Genomic DNA, 20,473 nt, shown 5'->3' on the forward strand with positions numbered 1-20,473 from the left:
TCACGATGCGCCATATCAGCAAAGCAGAACTGTTCGATGCCGTAAGGCTCGAAACCAAAGACGAAACCGGCAACACTGCCGTTGAACAGGCCATCGCCGCCCTTTCCACCACCATGGAAGGGAAAATCGGTGAGCTTCGCGGCGAGCTTAAGGCCGCCCAGGATCGTGCCGACGATCTTGAAACCAAGCTCGCCCGGCCCGCCGTCGCCGGCACCGATGCCCAGGTAACCCCGGAACAGAAAGCCTTTACCGGTTATCTGAAATCCGGCCGTGAATCCCTTTCCGCTGATGAGGTGAAGGCCCTCCGCGTCTCCGATGACACCGCAGGCGGTTACCTCGCCCCGGATGACTTCATTGCCGAAGTGATCAAGGGAATCGTTGAGCGCTCCCCGATCCGACAGGCGGCACGCGTCGGTTCCACCAGCGCCGGCAATGTCATTCTGCCGAAGCGTACCGGCCGTCCTACCGCTCGCTGGGTAGGTGAAACCGAAACCCGCACCGCCACTGAATCCACCTATGGCCAGTTGGACATCGAAGTCTTCGAAATGGCTTGCTACGTCGATGTCAGCCAGCGGCTCTTGGAAGACGCCGCGGTGAATGTCGAGGGCGAGGTTTCGTCCGATCTCAGCGAGGAATTCGCCCGTCTGGAAGCTCTGGCGTTTTCCCAGGGCGATGGCGTCAAGAAACCTGTCGGCATCATGGAAGCCGCTGGCGTCCCGTACACGTTCTCCGGCAACGCCTCCACCCTGGGCAGCGCGCCGGCCGATCTCTTGATCGACGCCTTCTACGCCCTGCCGGCCTTCTACCGTGGCCGTGGCACTTGGTTGATGAACGGCAAGACTCTCGCCGCGATCCGCAAGCTGAAGGACGGCAGCACGGGCGCCTACCTCTGGCAACCTGGGCTTACTCTCGACACCCCGGATACGATCCTCGGCAGGCCCGTGATCGAAGATCCCACCATGGACGATATCGGCTCCGCAGCGGAACCTATCCTGTTCGGCGACATCGCGTCGGCATATCGGATCTATGATCGTGTCGGGCTTTCGATCCTTCGCGATCCTTATTCGGTGGCCACTTCCGGCTTGGTTCGTTTCCACGCCCGCCGCCGTGTCGGCGCAGGCTTGGTGCTCGCCGAAGCCCTCCGCAAAATTCGTTGCGCCACCTCCTAACCTCGCCCTGAAAGAAGGAAAAAGATCATGCGTGATCTCGTACACAACCTGGGCGTAGTGAACGCCCTTTCGTCCGCCGTCCAGTCCGCCAGCGTCAAGACGTCGGCGGTCGACACCAAGGGTTGCGGTAGCGTCATGCTCACCGTGAATACCGGTGCCATTGCATCCAGCGGCAATTTCACCGCTGTACTTGAAGAGAGTGACACCACGACGGATGGCGATTTCAGCGCCGCCGCCGCTGGCGTTACCCTGGGCAGCATCGCCAATCCTTTGACGGCCGATGGAAGCTTCAAGATCGGTTACGTCGGATACAAACGTTACGTCCGGCTGAATTTCACGAAGAACAGCGGCACATCCGTAGCGTTTGGCGTCACCGCCATCCTTGGCCGCCCGGCATCGGCGCCCGTGGCCTAACCAATAGCGCACCGGAGTTTCCTTCCTTTCCCTCCGATGCGCCAACGGCACGGGCGACTATTACTCCTGGGTCGCCCGTGCCTCATCAATGAAGTGAGGCCGCATGCCACGCGCTGCACCCGTTCTTTGCTCTTGTGGACGCATCCGACAGGCTGGCGCCCATTGTGTGTGCCGCCCGGCTCGCATCGATACGCGCGCCAGCGCTACCAAGCGCGGTTACGATGAGGCTTGGAAGCTCGCCGCCAAGGCGTTCCTCGCCCAGCACCCCACATGTCAGTGCGGTGCGCCCGCAACCTGTGTTGCTCATCGTATCAGCGTCAAGCTTCGCCCCGATCTCCGCATGAACCGTGCGAACTGGCGTCCATCCTGCCGTGGCTGCAACACCAGGGACTGGCAGCGCGACAAGGCCGGGCGGGTGGCTTCGCCTTTGGCGGAACGTTTCCCCCACCATGTCCGCCCCAAGGAAGAAATCAGCGCGGCTTTTTCCACCCTGCCATTTTTCGTTTTGGGGGGTGAATAAATGTTCCTCACCCGCATCACGGAACCGGCCGAAGAACCCGTTACCCTCGCCGAAGTTAAGGCCGCACTCGCCATTATTGGCGACGCCGACGATGATTTCCTTTCTAGCCTGATACGTTCTGTCACCGGCGCGTTCGATGGCCCGGATGGACGCCTGGGGCGCTGTCTCATCAATCAAACTTGGCGCCTTAACCTCACAGGTTTCCCGGCCGGCCCAGTTCGGCTCCCGATGCCGCCGACGGTGCTCGTCTACACCGTGGCCTATGTGGACAGTGCCGGTGACGATCACACCGCCGACTTCAAATTTGTCGGCGCCGAAAGTCCAGATGGTGGCTACGTCTCGCCGCTCACGTCCTGGCCCTCTGGCGCCACCGACGTCGCAATCGAATTTCTCGCCGGGTTCGGTGACGCCGATGATGTGCCGGCCGATATCAAAGACGCGATTATCGCCGTGATCGGAAGCCGCTTTGCGTGGCGCGAATCCCAGGTAATGAGCCAATCCAGCCTTTCGGCGATGCCGGAAGTGGATGACACGATCCGCCGCTGGGCAACCGTGGGGTTCGGCGGATGACTGTCACCGGACTCGCCCAGTTCAACCGCAAGCTCCGCGCCCTTCCGGTTGCCGCCCGCGCCGAGATGGAAAAGGCCGTCACCGAAGGTGCGGCACGCGTCGCCGCGCTGGCCAGTGCCTTGGCGCCGAAGGACACCGGCACGTTGGCGTCAACGGTTCGTGTCGAGGCCGGCGCCCATAGCCTGCAACGGCTTGTGGTGGCCGGTGGTGAGGCCACCGAAAAAGAGGTGCGCCAAGGTTCCGGGGCGGAATTCGATTACGCGAAAGCCCAGGAATGGGGCACCCGCGAAATGGAAAAGAATCCTAGCCTTTATCCGGCTTTCCGCAGCTTGAAAAAATCGATCCGCGCCCGGATGTCACGCGCCGTTCGCCGTGCCATCAAAGCAGGAGGAACCAATGCTTAGCGCCGGTTATCTCGACAGGCTCGCCGCCGCTGGTGAAGCCTACTTCTTCAATATCATTTCGGCGCCGCATCCGCTGGACTTGATCACCGAAGAAATCGCGATGTCTCACGCCAAGGAATTCGGTTTGCGTACCCGCGAAGAGATGCGCGCCACGATGTGCATCGCGGTGTGTATTTGGGAAAAGTACAAGGATTTCACCCGCGAAAATCAGGAAGCCCACATCAAGAAATGGGTGCGCCTCCGCGATGATGATGAGGCAATCCATTGATTGGCGCCGGGGCACTGGACAGACGTATCCGCATCGAAAGAGCCGTTGAATCCCGCGACGGCTCCACCAATGCCGTTGTGACGTCCTGGGTGACGCATCTCGATTCGGTGCCATGCTCGATTAAGAGCACCACCGGCCGCGAATTCTTGGACGCCGACAGGGTTCAATCCGAACGCCGCGCCGTCTTCACGGTGAGGTATGCGGACATCGATGTCCGCGACAGGATCGTGGCCGATGATGGTTTGACTTACGGGATCTCCGATCTTCGCGAAATCGGGCGCCGTCGTTTCATTGAAATCCAAGCTGAGGCCGTGTCATGACGCGCGGCCCGGTTCCCAAGCTCAAAGTTGTGGCCAAGGCCGTCGATGCGCCGGATATTGTGGTGCCGCGCCATATCCCGGTGATTGTGCGGGATATCTATATCGCCGCCGCCAAGGTTCTCACCGAACAAGGCCGGTTCGATATCGGCAATCAAATCTTGCTGGAATCCTATTGCGCCGAGATGGCGACGGCTCGCCGCGCCGAACGCTCGATAAACGCCCGTGGCTCATATTTCGGGAAAAAGGGGACGAAACCAGCCGCTCATCCCGCCGTAGGAATCGCCCAGGAAAGTCGCCGGCAATGCCGGATGCTGGCGTCTAGGCTGGGGCTGATTCAGGAAAGCCGCGATGCCGGCCGGGCGGCATCGGGCGAATTCGTCGCCGCCGAAGATGACGAGGATTTCGGCGATGTCTAAGGCCGTTAATCCACCGGCATGGCTCTACAGTTCGGAACCGTTGCCCGATCCGTTCAGGTATGCGGCCCGCGCGCTCGAATTCCTGGGCAAGCTCAAACACCCGAAGAGCACAGCGCCGAAAAAGGCGCTGCAACTCTATGATTTCCAGTGCCGGATTATTTCCAAGATCTACGGGGATTGCCATCCCGACGGCACCCGGAAGATTCGCACCGTCTATCTCCGCATGGGGCGCGGTGGCCGCAAAACTAGCCTTGTCGGCGCCCTGGGGTGCCTTCATCTGTTTGGCCCTGAACGCGTCCAGGGCGGCAAGATTATCGCGGCGGCATCGGATCGTGCCCAGGCCAAAATCCAGTGGGAGGAAGCGGCCGGCATCATCGGGATGTCGGCAAGGCTTAGCGCAGCCACGGAAAAGCGTGAGGCCCCGGTATTTACGATCTCGCACCCTAAATCGGGTTCCCAGTTTCAGGCCATTAGCGCCGACGGTGAGGGCAAGCATGGACTCACCTATCAGGTGGTTTACTCCGATGAACTTCACGTCTGGACGCACAATCGTGAGCTTTGGCGCGCCTTGACGTCGGGACTGGTGAAGATTCCGAACACCCTTCACATCATCACAACTACGGCCGGTTCGGGACAGGACGGCATCGCTTGGGAAGTGGAAAAATACGCCCGCGATGTCGCCACCGGGGCTATCGAGGACGAGACGTTTCTACCCCTGATTTTCGAGGTGCCGCCCGAACGGGATTGGCGCGACGAAAAGGCGTGGCACCTCTCGAATCCTGGGCTGAAATATGGGTTCCCCGATCTTCCTGGGTTGCGCACCATGGCCGCCCAAGCTGTGAACCTTCCCCAGGCCAGGGCGGACTTTGAGCGGTTTATCCTGGGGCGCTGGGCAGACGCCGCCTTGTCGCCGTGGCTTGAGATGGCCGTATGGGATGCGGCCGGCGCCGATCACCTCGATATCGAGGATTATGAGGGGCGCCCGTGCTGGGCAGGACTCGACTATTCGTTGGTGTCCGACATGACGTTCCTTTCCATCGTCTTTCCGGAAGATGACGGCACCTTCGCCGCCTTCGGCTGGGGCTTTTTGCCCGAAGAGAACATCGCCAAGAAACAGGAACAGGACGGGGTTCCGTACCAAGAATGGGCCGATTCTGGACTGCTCATTCTCACCGATGGCAATGTGATCGATAAGCGCGCCATCGCCGACAAGATCCGCGAAATCGCCAAAACCTTCGATCTCCGGGAACTGGCTTACGATCCTTACAAGCTCTCTGACACCATGGCGGAATTGAGCGACGAAGGCTTGCCCGTGGTGGCATTTTCCCAGGGCTGGAAAACGATGTCGCCGGCCGTCGAAACCGCCCAGGAAATAATCCTCGCCGGCAAGCTCCGGCATAGCGCACACCCGATCATGCGGCGGCATTTCGCCAATGTCGTCACCCGGGCCGACGCCAACAATAACCAGTCTTTCCACAAATCGAAGTCCATCGGGAAGATTGACGCCGCCGTGGCCACAACGATGGCGCTGCACCGCGCCAAAGGCGGTGAAACATCGATGTCCGTCTATGCCGACGCCGTGGCGCGCCCGGATGGGCTTTTGACGATTTGAGGTACCGCAAATGGCCGATGAACCACTTGGCAAGCTTTATGTAAGCGTCGAAGCTAGAACCGCCGCGCTGGAAAAGGCGCTGGCCCGTACCGAGGCGCAAACCAAAAAATGGAAGGCCAGCGTAGAGCAATTTTTGCGCGGCCCTCAGCGTGAATTCCAGCGTACCTCAGATATCGCCGCCCGATCCCTCAAAAAGATTGAGGCGCAATCCGCGACTAGCGCCGCCGCGATCCTCAGCAACTTCAAATCCGTGGGTACTGGACTCGCCGGAGCCTTCGGCGCCCAGCAATTCGTTAAATTCGCCGACGCGAACACCCGGATAATGAACTCGCTCAAAGTCGCCGGCATCGAAGGCAAAGCCCTGGGCGACGTCTACCAGAGACTTGGCCGTATCGCGCTCGACAACGGCGCCTCATTCGAAAGTGTCGCCTCGCTCTATGCCAAGGTTACCCAGGCGCAAAAAACGCTTGGCGTCTCGTCACGGGAAACGCTGGAATTCACCCGCCGCATCGCCGTTGGATTGAAGGCGTCGGGAACCGACGCCCAGGCCGCAAGCGCCGGAATAATGCAGCTTAATCAGGCGCTCCAATCGGGCGTTCTGAGGGGCGACGAATTTAACAGCGTCGCCGAAAACCTGCCCGTGGTTGCCCAGGCCATCGCCAAGGGCATGGGGGTTACCGTCGGCAAGCTCCGTGAACTCGCCGCCGAGGGCGCCCTTGATGCCCGTACCGTTTTCCAAGCCTTCATGAAGGGTTCCACCGATCTGGACGCCCAGGCGGCAAAAACCGCGATGACGTTCGGACAGGCCATGGAAAATATCACCACGGCTCTAACCATGGCCGTGGGTTCCTTTAATGACTCCACGGGCGCCGCCCAGGCCTTCGCCGATGTCGTCAATAATGCGCTTGTGCCCAGCATCACCACCCTGGGCGAGGTGATGGGCTACAACAATTCGAAGATCCAAGAATTCTCGGATTGGCTTGGCCGCGTCACCGGGTTGCGCGCCCTGGGCGATCAAATGCGGCAAGTCGGTGCCGAACTCGCCGCCACCACCGATCCGTTGCTTGCCGCTTTCGATGCCGCCCAGGCGAAAATCCGTGCCGCCCGTGGCGCCTTGAAACAGGACTTCGATCTTATCGCCGACGATTTCAGCGAGGCCATGGGCGAGCTTCGCGATGCGTCACAGGAAGATGTCGCATCCGGGCTTTCCGTCGCCTTTGTCGGGTTGCAGGCCAAGATTGCGGATAACAGTGTCGAAGCCCGCGATTTCGATTCGATCATCGCCGGGCTTGTCGCCACCGGCAACACCGCCGCCGATCATATCGCCGGCCGGCTCGAATTGATGCAGGCCAAGTTTGCCGAAACCGGCAAGGCTGCTGAAAAGGCTTTTCAGGATGCAGGCGCCGCACTCGCCCAGGCTCTTGGTGAAGGCGCCTTGGCCGTTGTGGATAACCTCGCCGCCCGGCTGGGCGACAAGCTACCGGAATCGGTTTCCCGGTTCACCGACGCCCTTAAGGACGCCCTTGTGGTGCTGGGCAAGTTGGACAGCGCCAGCGCCCAGGTGCTTACCCAGATATCCGGCGCCGGTTATCAGCCGGGCGATCTCAATACCGGCCCCGGTGGCGGCTTCCTGAACTTCGCCACGGGGAACGAAACCCCGACGAATTCGCCGGATTACATCCCGTTGCCCGACTCGGTCGACGTCACCCCGGAACGCCGCATCGATCCGTATTTCGGCGACGCCGAACGGGCTGGCGCCCGTGCCGGTGCCCGCGCCGGGAAAGGGTTCCAAACCGCGCTTCGCCGTTTCCTCGCCCGTGGCAGGGATACCAGCCACGTCGACAATCTCGACAATGATTTTGCCGAACGGCTTTCCGCGTTCCTCGCCGCTGCACCCGGTGGCGGTATCACCATCAATTCGGGATACCGCAGTTTTCAGCGGCAAGCCGAACTCTGGCAAGCGGCACTGATCAAATACGGTTCACCGGAAGCGGCCCGGAAGTGGGTGGCGCCGCCCGGCCGATCAAACCATAACCGGGGCGGTGCCGCCGATCTTGGGTTTTCATCGTCCGCCGTCGCAACCTGGGCGCACGCCAACGCCGCCGACTATGGACTCAATTTCCGGCTGGGAAATGAACCCTGGCACATCGAATCCGCTGGGGGTTCCCGTGGCATAACCGATGCATGGGCAGGGATGCGGGGCGCCACCGATGAAGCCACGGCCGCTATTGATGCCCAGGCGGAAGCCTACAAGCAGTTGGCAGATATTGGCGTGGGTGCTCTGAAAAGCATCGCGTCGGCGATGAGTGACGGCAAGATCACATCCGAGGAATGGCTTCAAATCCTCGCCGATATCGCCACCCAGCTTTTGCAGATGCCGGCTATTCCGGGCGCCAGTGGCTTCCTGGGCGGTGGCATCGGTGGCGGCACGGCAAGCGGTGGCGGCAACATCCTGGGTTCGCTCCTGGGCGGCCTGGGAAGCTTGTTCGGTTTCGCCGACGGTGGCGAGGTGGCCACCCAGATAAGGACGCCCGGCCCGGTTCGCGGCATCGGCGGCCCGCGCGGCGATAAAATCTTGGCCCGGCTCTCGGATGGCGAATTCGTGGTGAACGCCAACGCCACCCGGAAACATCGGCCATTGCTTCGCGCCCTCAATGCCGGCCGCGATATCCCAGGACTCGCCGATGGTGGCGATGTGGGATGGTTCATGAACCGGCCGATGGATACCCCGACGGCAAAGGCCGGCCGGCTGGCGTTCCAGCGTCATGACTATGACAGGCCCGCCCAGGACACCCTAGACGTCGCCGTTGGGGTGAAGGTGTCCGACAAGGGCGAACTTCAAGGCTACGTCGATAGCGTCTCCCGTCGCAACGCCCTGGGCGTGGTGTCCCGGTATTCCTATGCGCAACGCCAAGGTGGCGCTGCATCCGACGATCACCGTTACCGGCGCCTGAAGAGGGATACGTGAGATGTCCGCTCTACCAGTTATCGAAAGCATTTTGAGTGCCGCCGCCCCGGTTACCGCCATCACCGGGAACCGGATCTATTACAGCGTCGCCACCCAAGGCGCCCAGGTGCCTTACGTCGTTATCGTCGGGACGAATGAGTCCGACGAAACCCTATTGCAGGGCGCCGCCCAGTACCCGGAAGCGTTTATCACAACGGTTGCCTATGGCGCCGATTTCCCCACGGTGGAAACCTTGGGCAACGCCATCATTGCCGCGCTCCAAGATTCAAGAGGCACCTATCGAGGCCGCACCGCGACGGTGAGCCGAGATGCCGGTGACAGCTTCGATTTTGTCGAGGTCGACAGGGTTCACCGCCGCATCACGAATTTTCGCGTTTGGTGGCGATAGCCTCAGATGTGGCGAATGGCGCCAATCCTAACCATATTTAATCCCGGATATTTCTTTTCCGCTTCTCTTTGCGAAGGACTACCTGAAACGCGTCCTCCCAGCCTTCATTGTGGACAATCCTATCATAGCGATCATCGGTACCTTGCAGAAGCTCGGTCCTAGAGCGCTGTGAGACTTCTTCCCAATTATCATAGAGAACATATAAGGCGTTCCCATATTTCACGTTCTCGAAAACCACCAAATCGTCGGCATACTGGGCGCCGACGTACGAATTGAGCCCGCCCCTTCCGCGTAGGTATGCTCTTGGCCGGAGTCGGGCGAACAGAGCAACTCTTTCGGCTACCGTTCGATCTTCATCGGGGGTTGATCCCGGTCGGCGTGTCATCGCGCGTATGAGCTGATCTTGGTTTTCTGGCGGGAACACTTCCCAATCCAAGTGCATTGTCCCCAAATATTCATCGCGCGTGGCATTGCTTGCAAAGACATTTACGCCACCGCAATTCTCTTGCAACAAATTCACCATAAATAGAAGCTCGCCCTCGAAATTTGGAGAGGCGCGATCAAGCAAATGATCAAGAGCAATTGTGTATATGTCGGGAGCGTCGTTACCTTGTCCCGCTCGCAGCATTTCAATCTTGATACTAAAATTTCGCGCCTCGTGAAATTCTCTCTGATAAACCTCCCTGTCTTGGTAATGAAGATGAGTTCCATACGTAGCGGCATCGCCAAAATTTGGCGTTTCCCAATAATACGTTTTGTGGATTCGTGGGAGATCTTTGCGAATAACTTCCCATCCGTCCTGATTTCGAGTAGAGTATTTTCCCATATCCTTCAGGGGTAGGGTGTTAATATTTACTCCCACCTGTCGTGGAAAAGCTAGGTGACTGAAAACGGGCTCCAGTTCGGACGGACGTATGGACTTTGTGACTGCAACGAGAACTAGATCGGTGTCTATCGCCCCCAATGCCTGGCGGATGGCTGGCGGAACCCGATTAAAATTGCGTTTCCAAGGAACGTATCTGAAAGCCATAGGACACCCCCTTTTGGCGCTAACTACACCATGGGAGCGGGAAAGAGTCCATGTTTCACCGTTCTTAAGTAGCCCTAATCAACAGTAATTGTCGCATCATTCAAAGCGACTCAACCTTTTGTCTTTTTTGGGTAGCCGCGATCCTAGTTTGCCGTAGACTTGGTGAGCAAATGATGTCGGTTCACAAGCGGGAACCATTTCACCCCCAAATCGAACGGTTCCCAGTTCTATCAGGCCATCACTTTTGAGCCATTCAATCCCGGCTGCCCCGAGGCCAGGACGGCCCTGCAGCCTGTACATCGACGTATCATAGAATAGGGCTTTCAAAGCCTTTGCCTGCCAAGGGCGCAGGCTGTTTGCGTAAAGTTGCGGATCGGGCGTCCCCCTGCGCGTTGTCATGTTTTGTCGTCCTGTTTGGTGGTGAGAGTCCCGGAGTCCGCCATTATCCGCTGGCGTATAGTGGACAAATAGTGGACAGGTTACTCGGGAAGTCAGCTAAGTGCTTGATTTTGCTGGTACGCCCAAGGGGAATCGAACCCCTGTTTGCGCCGTGAGAGGGCGCCGTCCTAACCGCTAGACGATGGGCGCGTGACCAGAAGCCCGTATCTATTCCGGGCATTCGAAAAATGCAACCGGGTTTCGAACGGATCGGCAGGGGTCGCTCGGAGGGTCGGTCTCACCGTCCTTCGGACCCTGCCGCCGGGACCATTTCGTCGCACCGAGAGGGCCGAAGTCCCGTCACTGTTTTGGTTGGATCAGGTCCCAGAGGTTGCCGTAAAGGTCGGCGAAGACGGCGACCGTGCCGTAGGCTTCATGGCGCGGGGCCTCGCAAAAATTGACGCCGGCGGCAAGCATCGCGGCGTGATCGCGTGAAAAATCGTCGGTCTCAAGGAACAGGAAAACACGGCCGCCGGTCTGGTCGCCGACGCGGGTGCGCTGGTTTTCATCGGCCGCCTCGGCGAGCAGCAGGCGCATGCCGCCATTTTCCGGGCCGACCGTCACCCAGCGTTTTCCGCCGCCGAAGTCGACGTTGTCGAACAGCGTAAAACCGAGTTTTTGTGTGTACCAGGCAATCGCCTCGTCGTAACCGGCGACAACAAGCGCGACAGTGGCGATTTTCTTTTGCGAGGACGAAGGCTTTGGATCGGTCATTTCGAGGTGACCGCAAAACGGCCCACAATGCGACGCTCGGCGAGATCGTAGAGATAGATGGCGTGCGAGCCGTCCGCGAGTTCGAGATCGAACGACAGCTGGCCGCCGGAAAGCGATTGCGAGATGATGCGGGAACCGGCGGGGAGCGCGATTTCGCCTTCCAATACGGCGCCTGCCGGCACGGGAAGCGCGCCGGCGGGAACGGGGATGTCGGAAGCCGGGGCTTCGATGACGGCCGGGGCCTCGCTGCGGGTCTTGTAGACAATCGCCGCCACGACCGCCATAAGGGCGACGAACAGAAGTCCGAGATTGATCGCGACGAAGCGGACGAGTTTTTTCCGCACGTTCTCGACCGCGGGGTCGAGCGGCTTTTCCTCCTCGTCGTCGAATTTGGGCGGTATCATGCAACATTCCGGGCTGGAGATGGGCGACCCTGATAACGAAGGCGAGGGCATTAGGAAAGGGCTGGCAGCCGGCGAGGATGATGCCGGGCAGCGGCTCGACCAGTGGCTGGCGGCGGCACTCGGCGGCGATTTTTCGCGCAGCCGCCTGCAGGTTCTGATCCGCCAGGGCGCGGTGACGGTGAGCGGCAGCGTCGTCACCGAGCCGAAGCGAAAAATGGCGGCTGGCGAGGAGGTCGAGATTGCGCTGCCCGAGCCGGAGCCGGCCGAGCCGCGAGGCGAAAACATTCCGCTCGACATTCTCTACGAGGACGAAGAACTGATCGTTGTCAACAAGCCGGCCGGGTTGGTCGTGCATCCCGGGGCCGGCAACTGGACCGGCACGCTGGTCAACGCGTTGATTTATCATTGCGGCGACAGCCTTTCGGGCATTGGCGGCGTGCGGCGGCCGGGCATCGTGCACAGGCTCGACAAGGACACGTCGGGCGTGATGGTGGCAGCCAAGACCGAGCGGGCGCACAAGGCGCTGTCGGAGGCATTTGCCGACCATGGCCGCGACGGCGACCTAGAGCGCGCCTATCTGGCGCTGGTGTGGAACATTCCGTCGCGGACGAGTGGGACCGTCGACGCGCCGCTCGGCCGTGCATCGGACCGCGTGCGCCGGGCCGTCGTGCCGGAAGGGCGTGACGATGCCCGCCATGCGGTCACGCACTACCAAGTGCTGGAGCGGTTTGGCGAGGCTGGCGGCGGCGTGCAGGCGGCGCTGCTGGAATGCCGGCTGGAGACCGGCCGTACCCACCAGATCCGCGTCCACATGGCGCATATCGGCCATCCGCTGGTCGGCGATCGCGACTATGGCACCGGCTTCCGCACAAAGGCGAACCGCCTGCCGGAGCCGGCGCGCTTGATTGTCGAGGCGTTCCCACGGCAGGCGCTGCATGCCTGGCTGCTGGCGTTCCGTCATCCTGTGACTGATGAGATCATGCGTTTTGAAAAGCCTGCGCCTGCCGATTTTGCTGGACTCCTTGAAGCGTTTCGCGGTATCTAACGGATACCTGCTCACCGTTGTTCACTTAAGCGTGACACACTGTTTCGGGTTGAACAAAAGCTGTATTTTCGCGTTTTGTTCCTATATAAGTCTGTTTGGCGTCGCCCGGCGGAAATGCAGCGGCGCCACATGCCCGCCTTGATCAGGGGGCAATTCGAAGAGAGGAGGGCGCTATCATGGCCCAGACACTACCCAGTATCGTTTCCGGAGAGGGCGGGCTCTCCCGCTACCTGGAAGAAATCCGCCGTTTCCCGATGCTTCAGCCGCAGGAAGAGTACATGCTCGCCAAGCGGTACCAGGAGCACGAGGACACGGGCGCGGCGCACAAGCTCGTCACCAGCCATTTGCGGCTCGTCGCCAAGATCGCCATGGGCTATCGCGGCTACGGCCTGCCGATCGGCGAGGTGATCTCGGAGGGCAATGTCGGTCTGATGCAGGCCGTCAAGAAGTTCGAGCCGGAGCGCGGCTTCCGGCTGGCCACCTATGCGATGTGGTGGATCAAGGCCTCGATCCAGGAATACATCCTGCGCTCGTGGAGCCTGGTGAAGATGGGAACGACCGCCAACCAGAAGCGGCTGTTCTTCAATCTGCGCAAGGTCAAGGGCAAGATCCAGGCTCTCGACGAGGGCGATTTGAAGCCCGACCAGATCGCTGAGATCGCCACAAGGCTGAATGTTTCCGAGGAAGAGGTGGTGTCGATGAACCGCCGGCTTTCCGGCGACGCCTCGCTGAATGCGCCGATCCGTGCCACCGAAGGCGAAAGCGGCGAATGGCAGGACTGGCTGGTGGACGACCACGACAGCCAGGAAGCGGTGCTGATCGAGCAGGACGAGTTGGAAAACCGGCGCGGCATGCTGGCCGGCGCCATGTCGGTGCTCAACGAGCGCGAGCGCCGCATCTTCGAGGCGCGCCGCCTCGAGGAAGAGCCGCTGACGCTGGAGGACCTGTCGTCCGAGTTCGGCATTTCGCGCGAGCGCGTGCGCCAGATCGAGGTGCGCGCCTTCGAGAAGGTGCAGGACGCGGTGAAGGCCGCCGCCAAGCGGCAGGCGCAGGCGCTTCGGACCATCGAGGCCCAGCCGGCGATGTGACGCCGGCTGGCGGCGGTGCGTCCTTCGAGGCTCGCCCGCCGAAGTATGTTTCACGATTTCTAGCGCAGGTGCGAACCCGCACGACGCTGGGAGAGGAGCGAAATCGTCAATGGGCCAGCCTCGAAGGACGCACCTTACGTCAGACAGCCGCGCTCCATCCTCTTCAGCCAGCCCTTCCCCACGCCGCGTTGGCGGATGATCGGCAGCGGATCCTCGTTGTCCAGCCGCGAGCAGAGCCGGTAGACCTCCAGCGTGTCGGCGTTCATGTCGCCGCACTTGTGAAAGAACATGGCGGCGGCATAGCGGGTGCGGCCCGACCAGGGCTCGCCGAGCGGGGTATTGACCAGTTCCCACTGCTCGGCGACCTCTTCCGGCGTATCGTTGGCCATCTCAGAATGCCCTGGGCGGGATTGCGGTTCGGCGGTCGAGTTTTATGAACGGCCGCGGCGCGATCGTCGCCCGCTTCATCAGCTTCACGTACTGCAACTCGCGCATGGCGTAGATCTCGACCCAGAGGTCTGACGTATTTTCCTCGCCATAGGCGCGCTGAATACTGGCCATGGCGATGTTGCGTTTGGCCAGGGGAGACCAGATCGCCGCCGAGACCAAACCGACTTCACGTTTTTTGTTATGATAAACAATGGCATGTTCCGCCGGCACGTTGCCTTCGATCTCCAGTCCGACCAGGACATGGGCGGGACCGCCTTTTTTCCGAGCGGCCTCGATGGCGCGGCGGCCGTTGAAATGGTTGGGTTTTTTCAGATCGACCATGAAGCCAAGGCCGATCTCGTCGGGCATGCGCATGCGGTCCTGGCGGATGGCGTGTTCGGCGGTGACGAAGTCGGCATTGGCCACGATCAGGCCGGCCTCGATGCGGGCGGTGTTCAGGGCGTGATAGCCTATGGCACGGATTCCGAAGAGTTTTCCGGCCTCGAACAGGCGGTCCCAGAGCGACAGGGCGTTTCCGGCGTCGACGAAAAGTTCATAGCCGAGGTCGCCGGTGAAGCCGGTGCGGGAGATGGTGACCTCGCCGCCATCATGGGAAAATACAGCGATGTCAAAGGGTTTCAGCTTTTCCGAGCCGGCAAAGCCGGCGGCGTTGAGGATGGACCAGGAGGTCGGCCCTTGCAAAGCGAGACCGGCGACGGTTTCGGTCTCCTCCTCGATCGAAACGTCGTAACCGAGTGCACTGTCGAGCAGCCAGGGCAGATGGCGCTCCTGGCAGCAGAGGCGGAAGCGAGTGGTGGAGAGGCGGAACAGGGTGCCGTCGTCGAGCACAAAACCGTCGTCGTCGCACCATGCGGTGTAGTGGACACGGCCGGGTTTCAATCTGGTTACGTCGCGCAAGGTCAGGCGATCGAGGAAGGTCTCGGCGTCCGGCCCTTCGATGCGGTATTTCACCATCGGCGAGATGTCGAACACTGCCGCTTGGCTGCGGATCGAAAAGTATTCGAGTTCCTCGTCCCAGAGGGCTGACGGGGCCTTGTAGCCGGCCCAGTCGTACCATGCTTGCTGGAGGTTGAGCGCATCCAGGCGCGGCTGGAACGGGGAATCCAGCTTCAGCTTGCGGAAATGCGGCTGGAGGGCGAGGCGCGACTGTGAGGAAAGAGCGGAACGGGTCATGGCGCGCATCATCGTCATCCCTTCATCCCCAACATCCGCTTGGCCGCGTTCATGCCGGGCACGCCCGAAATGCCGCCGCCGGGATGCGAGCCGGAGCTGGCGAGGAACAGGCCAGGGAGCGGCGTGTCGTAGCTCTCGGCGCCGAAGACCGGCCGCGACATCAGCATCTGGTCGGCCTGTAATTCGCCATGGTGCCAGTGGCCGCCCGGCATGCGGTAGCGCTGTTCGATATCAACCGGAGTGAGGAGTTCGGAATGCAGGACGCTCTTGCGGATGCCCGGCGCATGGCGTTCCAGCACGGAGAGGATGGCTTCGAGGAATTTCGGTTTGCCGCCGTCCCAGCCTTCCTTCAGCGCATAGGGCGCGTACTGGACTGTTGCTGACAACACGCAGGCGCCGGCGGGCGCCAGCGACGGGTCATCCAGCGAGGGAAGGGTAATCTCCATCGCTGGCTCCGGCGAGAATTCGCCGTACTTGGCCGGGTTGAAGGCGTTTTCGACATAGTTGGTCGATGGCGCGATGACGAGGCGCCCACCCCGATGCTCCAGCGGCAGGCCCAAAAATTCCGGAGAGCGGTCGAGCGCCAGGTGCAGCTTTGCCGCGTCGCCCTTCATGCGGATGTTCTGGACGCGGCGAACGAAGCCGGTGTCGAGGTGGCGCGGGCCGACGAGGTCGATGAAGGTCTTGCGCGGGTTCATCGCTGAGACGATCGTTGCCGCCCGGATCGCTTCGCCGTCTTCCAGAATGATGCCGGCGGCCCGGCCATTCTCGACGGTGATCGCCTTGACGGCCGCGCCGGTGCGGATCGTTACGCCGGCCTTTTCGGCCGCGGCGCGGATCGCCGACATGACCGCGCCCATGCCTCCCGCCGGCGCAAGCTGACCGCCAGGCACGCCGCCGATCTCACCGGTGAGCCGGTAGTAGAGGCCGAGCAGCGAGGTCGGCGAGCGCGGACCGAGATGGCTGCCGAGCACGGCGTCGAAGGCGAGCAGGCCTTTCAGCCGGTCGTCGGAAAGACCCTCGTCGACGAAGTCGGCGACGTTCATCAACAGCACGCGCAGGAAATCGCGCATATCTTCCTTGCCGAGGCGCTTCAGCGAGAGGCCAGTCATGGCGAAGGCGGCGGCCTCGGCGAGCGCCATGCCGCCGGGCGCCGGCGGACGGCGCGACAGTAGCGGCTTCATTATGCCGGCATAGCGGAATAACTGTGCGCGAACCTCTGCCCATTCCTGTAAGCATGTTGGCGATGCGCCGTCGAGCGCCTCGCCATAGGCGCCGGTCAGGACCAGCGGATCGGCTTCCGCCGACAGGGCGACGCTGGGGATCTGGCGGGCGGGCGAGAGGTTGATGCCGTGGCTCTCAAGGTCGAGTCCCTTGACCACCTCGGGATGGAGGCGGTTGAGCAGATGTGCCATGGAAGCACGGAAGCCTGGGGCGAATTCGTGGCCTCGGCCGGCGCCGCCGGTTTCCGGTTCGGCTTCGAGCACGATCACTTTTCGGCCTGCCTTGGCGAGGAAGGAGGCCGCAACCAGGCCGTTGTGGCCGCCGCCGATGACGATGCTGTCAAATGATGTCATGGGCCGGGCTCATGTGTTTTGCGCCGCGCTTAAGGTCGCGCAGGATTTCGCCGGCGGCGTTGCGGCCGGGGGCGCCCATGACGCCGCCGCCGGGGTGGGTGGAGGAGCCGCAGATGTAGAGGCCACCGACCGGCGAACGATATTGCGCGTAGCCCGGCACCGGGCGGTTGAACAGAAGCTGGTCGAAGGTGAGTTCGCCTTGAAAGATGTTGCCTTCGGTGAGGCCGACCTCGGCCTCCAGTTCGTGCGGCGTGCGGATTTCCATATGGACGATGCGGTCGCGGAAGCCCGGCGAATAGTCTGCGATCTGTGAGATCACCGTCTCGCCGAAGGCGTCGCGGTCGGCATCCGTCCAGTCGCGTCCCTCGACCTTGGGCGGGCAATATTGCACGAAGCAGCTCATGAAATGTTTGCCGGGCGGCGCCATGGTCGGGTCGAGCGTGGTCGGGATCACCATGTCGAGGAAGGGATAGGCCGACCAGCGGCCCGCCTTCCAGTCGTCGTAGCCGCGCTCCATGCGCTCGACGGAATCGGTGAAATGCATGTCGGCGCGCAGGCAGGGCGAATCCGGCGGCAGCGCCGGGAATTCCGGCATGGAATCCAGCGCGATGTTGACCTTGCCCGAGGAGCCGCGCATGCGGAAATTTTTTACACGCCGCAGAAAAATGTCGGGCAATTCCTTTTCCTCGACGAATTTCAGGAAAGTGCGCTTCACGTCGGCGTTGGAGACCACAAGCTTGCCGCGAATCTCCTCTCCGCCGGCAAGGACGATGCCGGTCGTCCGGCCGTTCTCAACAAGGATGCGTTCCACTTCCGCCTCGGTGCGGATGGTGCCGCCGGAGGCGCGGAAGGAATCGGCCAGCGCTTTCGTGATGGCGCCCATGCCGCCGCGCGCGTACCCCCAGGCGCCGACCGAGCCGTCGACCTCGCCCATGTAGTGGTGAAGCAGCACATAGGCTGTGCCGGGCGACATCGGGCCGAGCGCCGTGCCAATGATGCCGGAGAGCGCGAAATTCGCCTTGATGACGTCGGTCTCGAAATATTCGTCGAGAAAATCGGAGATCGACATGGTCCAGAAGCGCAGCGTGTCGGCCATTTCGCGCGCACCGAGCCCGGCGAATTTCTTGCCGAGGTAGAGCAACTCGCCGATGTCGCGCGGTTTCAGCGAGGTCGGGTCCGGCGCGGTGCGCATCAGAAGCGGCTGGATGAAGCGGCACTGCCGTGTCACGTCGCGGGCGTAACGGTCGTAGGCCTCGGCGTCCTTCTTCGAGAAGCGCGCGAATTCGCGGCGGTGGGCGTGGTGGTCGCGGTAGTTGGCGAGGTAGTCGCCGTCGCGCGTGAACACCGCGCCGCCTTCGTAGGAGATGACCTGCAGGCCGTATTTCGGAAGCTCCAGATCGCGCATGATCTCGGGGCGGAACAGCGAGCAGACATAGGAGCAGTTGGAGTAGAGGAAGCCGGGCGTCAGCGAGCGGCTGACCGCCGCGCCGCCGACCCATTCGTTCTTCTCGACCACCAGCACGTCGAGCCCCGCCCGCTGCAGATAGCACGCGTTGACGAGTCCGTTATGGCCCGCGCCGACAACGATCGCGTCCCAGCTTTTCATCGCTTTTCTGTTCCCTCATTGGCTTCGTTCTGCCACGGGAGGCACTTTCTGTCCAGCCATATTGAATGAATGTTCAACAAACAAGCTTGCGTTTTGCCAGCGTTGTTATAGGCTTTTGCCGGAAAGTTGGCTATCAACCCATGTTCGAGATGAACAATTTGCGATGACCCACGGAGACCACGGCGAACCGGAATATAACGACGCCACCATTCGTTTTCTGGAGGCTTTGTGGGGTGAGGGATATCTGTCTCCCGGCGGGCCGGACGAGGTTGACCGGGTGCTTGCCGGCCTGTCGCTGAAGGATAAATCCGTGCTCGACATAGGCTGTGGCTCGGGTGGCATCGCGCTGCATCTGGTCGAGCGCCACGACGCTGGTCATGTCACGGGGTTCGACATTGAAGAGTCTGTGATCTTGCGCGCCCGTGAGCGAGCCGCAGGCAGGGGGCTTTCGGACCGCGCGGCCTTCGTGCAAACGCCACCAGGCCGATTGCCGTTCGCCGACGCTTCATTCGACGTGGTGTTCTCCAAGGACGCTCTGCTGCATGTGCCCGACAAGGACGCACTGTTTGCCGACATCTTTCGGGTGCTGAGACCTGGCGGCGTGTTCGCGGCCAGCGACTGGCTGATTTCCCATGATGGTGAGCCTTCCGCCGAGATGAAGGCGTACGTGGCTGCGGAAGGGCTGAGTTTCTCCATGGCCTCGCCGGCGCGCTACCGGTTGGCGATGGAATGGGCGGGCCTTGCCGGTGTTACAATCGTCGACCGCAATCCCTGGTACCGGGAGGTGGCGCGGGAGGAACTGGCAAGGCTCAATGGGCCGCTGCGTGCGCGGGCGGCGGCGGCGGTCGGAGAAACCTACGTGGCGAAGAATGTCCGCACCTGGGAAGCCATGCAGAAGGTGCTTGACTCGGGCGAGCACCGGCCCACTCATCTGCGCGGCAGGAAACCGGATTAGGCGGTTGTAAAGATGATGAGTTCCTTCGCGCCCCCTTTTGTTCTGCCGAGCGGCGCGGCGGGCAAACCCTCCCCCTTGAGGGGAGGGTCGCGAAGCAACCCGCTCGGAACGAGCGGAATTGCGACGCGGGGAGGGGTTGGTGAAGAGGTGCTCGATCCTGATGTGACCCCTCCCCGTCTCGCTCTCTCCGCTCTGCTTCGATCGCTCGCCGACCCTCCCTTCAAGGGGGAGGGTAAAGGTGGGCGCCCATGAACGCTCCCCTGAAAGACCCCCCGGCGGACGGCGAAAAACGCGGGCGAAAAGCTTCCAAGGAGACGCGGCGGCAGCAACTGATCGAGGCGACGATCGATTCGCTCGCAAAGCGGGGTTATTCCGAGACGACGATGGCTGACGTGGCCGACGGTGCCGGCCTGTCGCGCGGCATCGTCAATTTCCATTTCGAGAGCAAGGAAAAGCTTCTCGTCGCCACGCTGCAATACATGGCCGACGAATATTCGGCGCACTGGCGGGCAGCGCTGGTGAAGGCCGGCGACGATCCGGCCCGGCAGCTTTCGGCCCTGGTGCAGGCGGATTTCGATCGCACCATCTGCAACAAACGCAAGCTCGCCGCCTGGTGCGCCTTCTGGGGCGAGGCGAAGTCGCGGCCGACCTACCAGGCACTGTGCGGGGCCAATGACGAGGCCTATCAGCAGGTCTTCATCGACCTCTGCCAGCGCCTCAAGGAAGACGGCGGCTACGGCTTCGATGCCTTCTCAACGGCGCTGGGTCTCAGCGCCATGCTGGAGGGACTGTGGCTGCGCCTGATGATGGGCACCGAGAACGCCAGCCGCGAGAGCGCCCAGCACGCTGCCGCCGAGTTTCTCGCCTCGGTGTTTCCGAAGCATTATTCACGCGAGGCGCCACGCGTCCGCAAAATAGCATGATAAAAAACCTGCAGAGGATGG

21 protein-coding genes and 1 tRNA gene are annotated in these 20,473 nt (G+C 61.6%); 14 read left to right on the top strand and 8 right to left on the bottom strand.

The window, feature by feature from the left end:
• The first annotated feature begins 5 nt into the window (after positions 1-5).
• The 10 genes from ACH196_RS08180 (at position 6) to ACH196_RS08225 (ending at position 9,049) form a co-directional block, all read left to right on the top strand.
• Positions 6-1,169 carry a phage major capsid protein gene (locus tag ACH196_RS08180; RefSeq protein ID WP_396646388.1) on the top strand — a complete coding sequence of 388 codons (1,164 nt, stop codon included), beginning with the start codon at positions 6-8 and terminating at the stop codon, positions 1,167-1,169.
• Between the two features lie 27 nt (positions 1,170-1,196).
• The gene (locus ACH196_RS08185; protein WP_396646389.1) at positions 1,197-1,583 is read left to right on the top strand and encodes a hypothetical protein; all 387 of its coding nucleotides are present in this window, start codon (positions 1,197-1,199) and stop codon (positions 1,581-1,583) included.
• Positions 1,584-2,103: 520 nt separating this feature from the next.
• Positions 2,104-2,673 (top strand): hypothetical protein, encoded by a 570-nt coding sequence (locus ACH196_RS08190; RefSeq protein WP_396646390.1) that lies wholly within the window; start codon positions 2,104-2,106, stop codon positions 2,671-2,673.
• Positions 2,670-3,077, top strand: a complete 408-nt coding sequence (locus ACH196_RS08195; protein ID WP_396646391.1) for an HK97-gp10 family putative phage morphogenesis protein — start codon at positions 2,670-2,672, stop codon at positions 3,075-3,077. Before ACH196_RS08190 ends, ACH196_RS08195 begins: the two co-directional genes overlap by 4 nt.
• Positions 3,070-3,345, top strand: coding sequence for a hypothetical protein (locus ACH196_RS08200; protein WP_396646392.1), 276 nt, complete (start codon positions 3,070-3,072; stop codon positions 3,343-3,345). The genes ACH196_RS08195 and ACH196_RS08200 overlap by 8 nt, the downstream gene beginning before the upstream one ends.
• A complete protein-coding gene (locus ACH196_RS08205) occupies positions 3,342-3,665 on the top strand; it encodes a phage head closure protein (RefSeq protein WP_396646393.1) in 324 nt (107 codons plus the stop codon). Before ACH196_RS08200 ends, ACH196_RS08205 begins: the two co-directional genes overlap by 4 nt.
• Entirely contained in the window at positions 3,662-4,081 is a 420-nt protein-coding gene (locus ACH196_RS08210; RefSeq protein ID WP_396646394.1) for a P27 family phage terminase small subunit, read from the top strand. Before ACH196_RS08205 ends, ACH196_RS08210 begins: the two co-directional genes overlap by 4 nt.
• Positions 4,074-5,693, top strand: a complete 1,620-nt coding sequence (locus ACH196_RS08215; protein ID WP_396646395.1) for a terminase large subunit — start codon at positions 4,074-4,076, stop codon at positions 5,691-5,693. Before ACH196_RS08210 ends, ACH196_RS08215 begins: the two co-directional genes overlap by 8 nt.
• Positions 5,694-5,703: 10 nt before the next feature.
• A complete protein-coding gene (locus ACH196_RS08220) occupies positions 5,704-8,661 on the top strand; it encodes a tape measure protein (RefSeq protein ID WP_396646396.1) in 2,958 nt (985 codons plus the stop codon).
• 1 nt (position 8,662) lies between these two features.
• Positions 8,663-9,049, top strand: coding sequence for a DUF3168 domain-containing protein (locus ACH196_RS08225; RefSeq protein ID WP_396646397.1), 387 nt, complete (start codon positions 8,663-8,665; stop codon positions 9,047-9,049).
• Positions 9,050-9,086: 37 nt separating this feature from the next.
• Here ACH196_RS08225 and ACH196_RS08230 read toward each other — a convergent pair whose 3' ends face one another.
• The 4 genes from ACH196_RS08230 to ACH196_RS08245 all read right to left on the bottom strand — a co-directional run bounded on the left by ACH196_RS08230 (position 9,087) and on the right by ACH196_RS08245 (position 11,635).
• A complete protein-coding gene (locus ACH196_RS08230; protein ID WP_396646398.1) occupies positions 9,087-10,079 on the bottom strand; it encodes a hypothetical protein in 993 nt (330 codons plus the stop codon).
• 513 nt (positions 10,080-10,592) lie between these two features.
• A tRNA-Glu gene (locus tag ACH196_RS08235) sits at positions 10,593-10,667 on the bottom strand.
• Between the two features lie 150 nt (positions 10,668-10,817).
• Positions 10,818-11,231, bottom strand: coding sequence for a VOC family protein (locus ACH196_RS08240; protein WP_396646399.1), 414 nt, complete (start codon positions 11,229-11,231; stop codon positions 10,818-10,820).
• A complete protein-coding gene (locus ACH196_RS08245) occupies positions 11,228-11,635 on the bottom strand; it encodes a fimbrial protein (RefSeq protein WP_396646400.1) in 408 nt (135 codons plus the stop codon). The genes ACH196_RS08240 and ACH196_RS08245 overlap by 4 nt, the downstream gene beginning before the upstream one ends.
• 19 nt (positions 11,636-11,654) lie before the next feature.
• On the opposite strand from ACH196_RS08245, the gene ACH196_RS08250 reads away from it, so the two are divergent.
• Both ACH196_RS08250 and rpoH read left to right on the top strand, forming a co-directional pair.
• Entirely contained in the window at positions 11,655-12,680 is a 1,026-nt protein-coding gene (locus tag ACH196_RS08250; protein WP_396646461.1) for an RluA family pseudouridine synthase, read from the top strand.
• A gap of 176 nt (positions 12,681-12,856) precedes the next feature.
• Positions 12,857-13,768 (top strand): RNA polymerase sigma factor RpoH, encoded by a 912-nt coding sequence (gene rpoH, locus ACH196_RS08255; RefSeq protein WP_396646401.1) that lies wholly within the window; start codon positions 12,857-12,859, stop codon positions 13,766-13,768.
• 134 nt (positions 13,769-13,902) lie between these two features.
• Here rpoH and ACH196_RS08260 read toward each other — a convergent pair whose 3' ends face one another.
• The 4 genes from ACH196_RS08260 to ACH196_RS08275 are packed head-to-tail and all read right to left on the bottom strand — an operon-like array spanning position 13,903 to position 18,574.
• Entirely contained in the window at positions 13,903-14,157 is a 255-nt protein-coding gene (locus ACH196_RS08260; protein WP_396646402.1) for a hypothetical protein, read from the bottom strand.
• Between the two features lies 1 nt (position 14,158).
• The gene (locus ACH196_RS08265; protein ID WP_396646403.1) at positions 14,159-15,409 is read right to left on the bottom strand and encodes an aminomethyltransferase family protein; all 1,251 of its coding nucleotides are present in this window, start codon (positions 15,407-15,409) and stop codon (positions 14,159-14,161) included.
• Positions 15,406-16,968 carry a phytoene desaturase family protein gene (locus ACH196_RS08270; protein ID WP_396646404.1) on the bottom strand — a complete coding sequence of 521 codons (1,563 nt, stop codon included), beginning with the start codon at positions 16,966-16,968 and terminating at the stop codon, positions 15,406-15,408. The genes ACH196_RS08265 and ACH196_RS08270 overlap by 4 nt, the downstream gene beginning before the upstream one ends.
• Positions 16,955-18,574 carry a phytoene desaturase family protein gene (locus ACH196_RS08275; protein ID WP_396646405.1) on the bottom strand — a complete coding sequence of 540 codons (1,620 nt, stop codon included), beginning with the start codon at positions 18,572-18,574 and terminating at the stop codon, positions 16,955-16,957. Before ACH196_RS08275 ends, ACH196_RS08270 begins: the two co-directional genes overlap by 14 nt.
• A 163-nt stretch (positions 18,575-18,737) precedes the next feature.
• Between ACH196_RS08275 and ACH196_RS08280 the strand changes: the two genes are divergently transcribed.
• Both ACH196_RS08280 and betI read left to right on the top strand, forming a co-directional pair.
• Positions 18,738-19,529 (top strand): class I SAM-dependent methyltransferase, encoded by a 792-nt coding sequence (locus ACH196_RS08280; protein ID WP_396646406.1) that lies wholly within the window; start codon positions 18,738-18,740, stop codon positions 19,527-19,529.
• Between the two features lie 248 nt (positions 19,530-19,777).
• Positions 19,778-20,452 (top strand): transcriptional regulator BetI, encoded by a 675-nt coding sequence (gene betI / locus ACH196_RS08285; RefSeq protein ID WP_396646407.1) that lies wholly within the window; start codon positions 19,778-19,780, stop codon positions 20,450-20,452.
• The last annotated feature ends 21 nt before the right edge of the window (positions 20,453-20,473 follow it).

Source organism: Mesorhizobium sp. IMUNJ 23232 (assembly GCF_044326205.1).
In the GTDB taxonomy this organism is placed as follows: Bacteria; Pseudomonadota; Alphaproteobacteria; order Rhizobiales; family Rhizobiaceae; genus Kumtagia.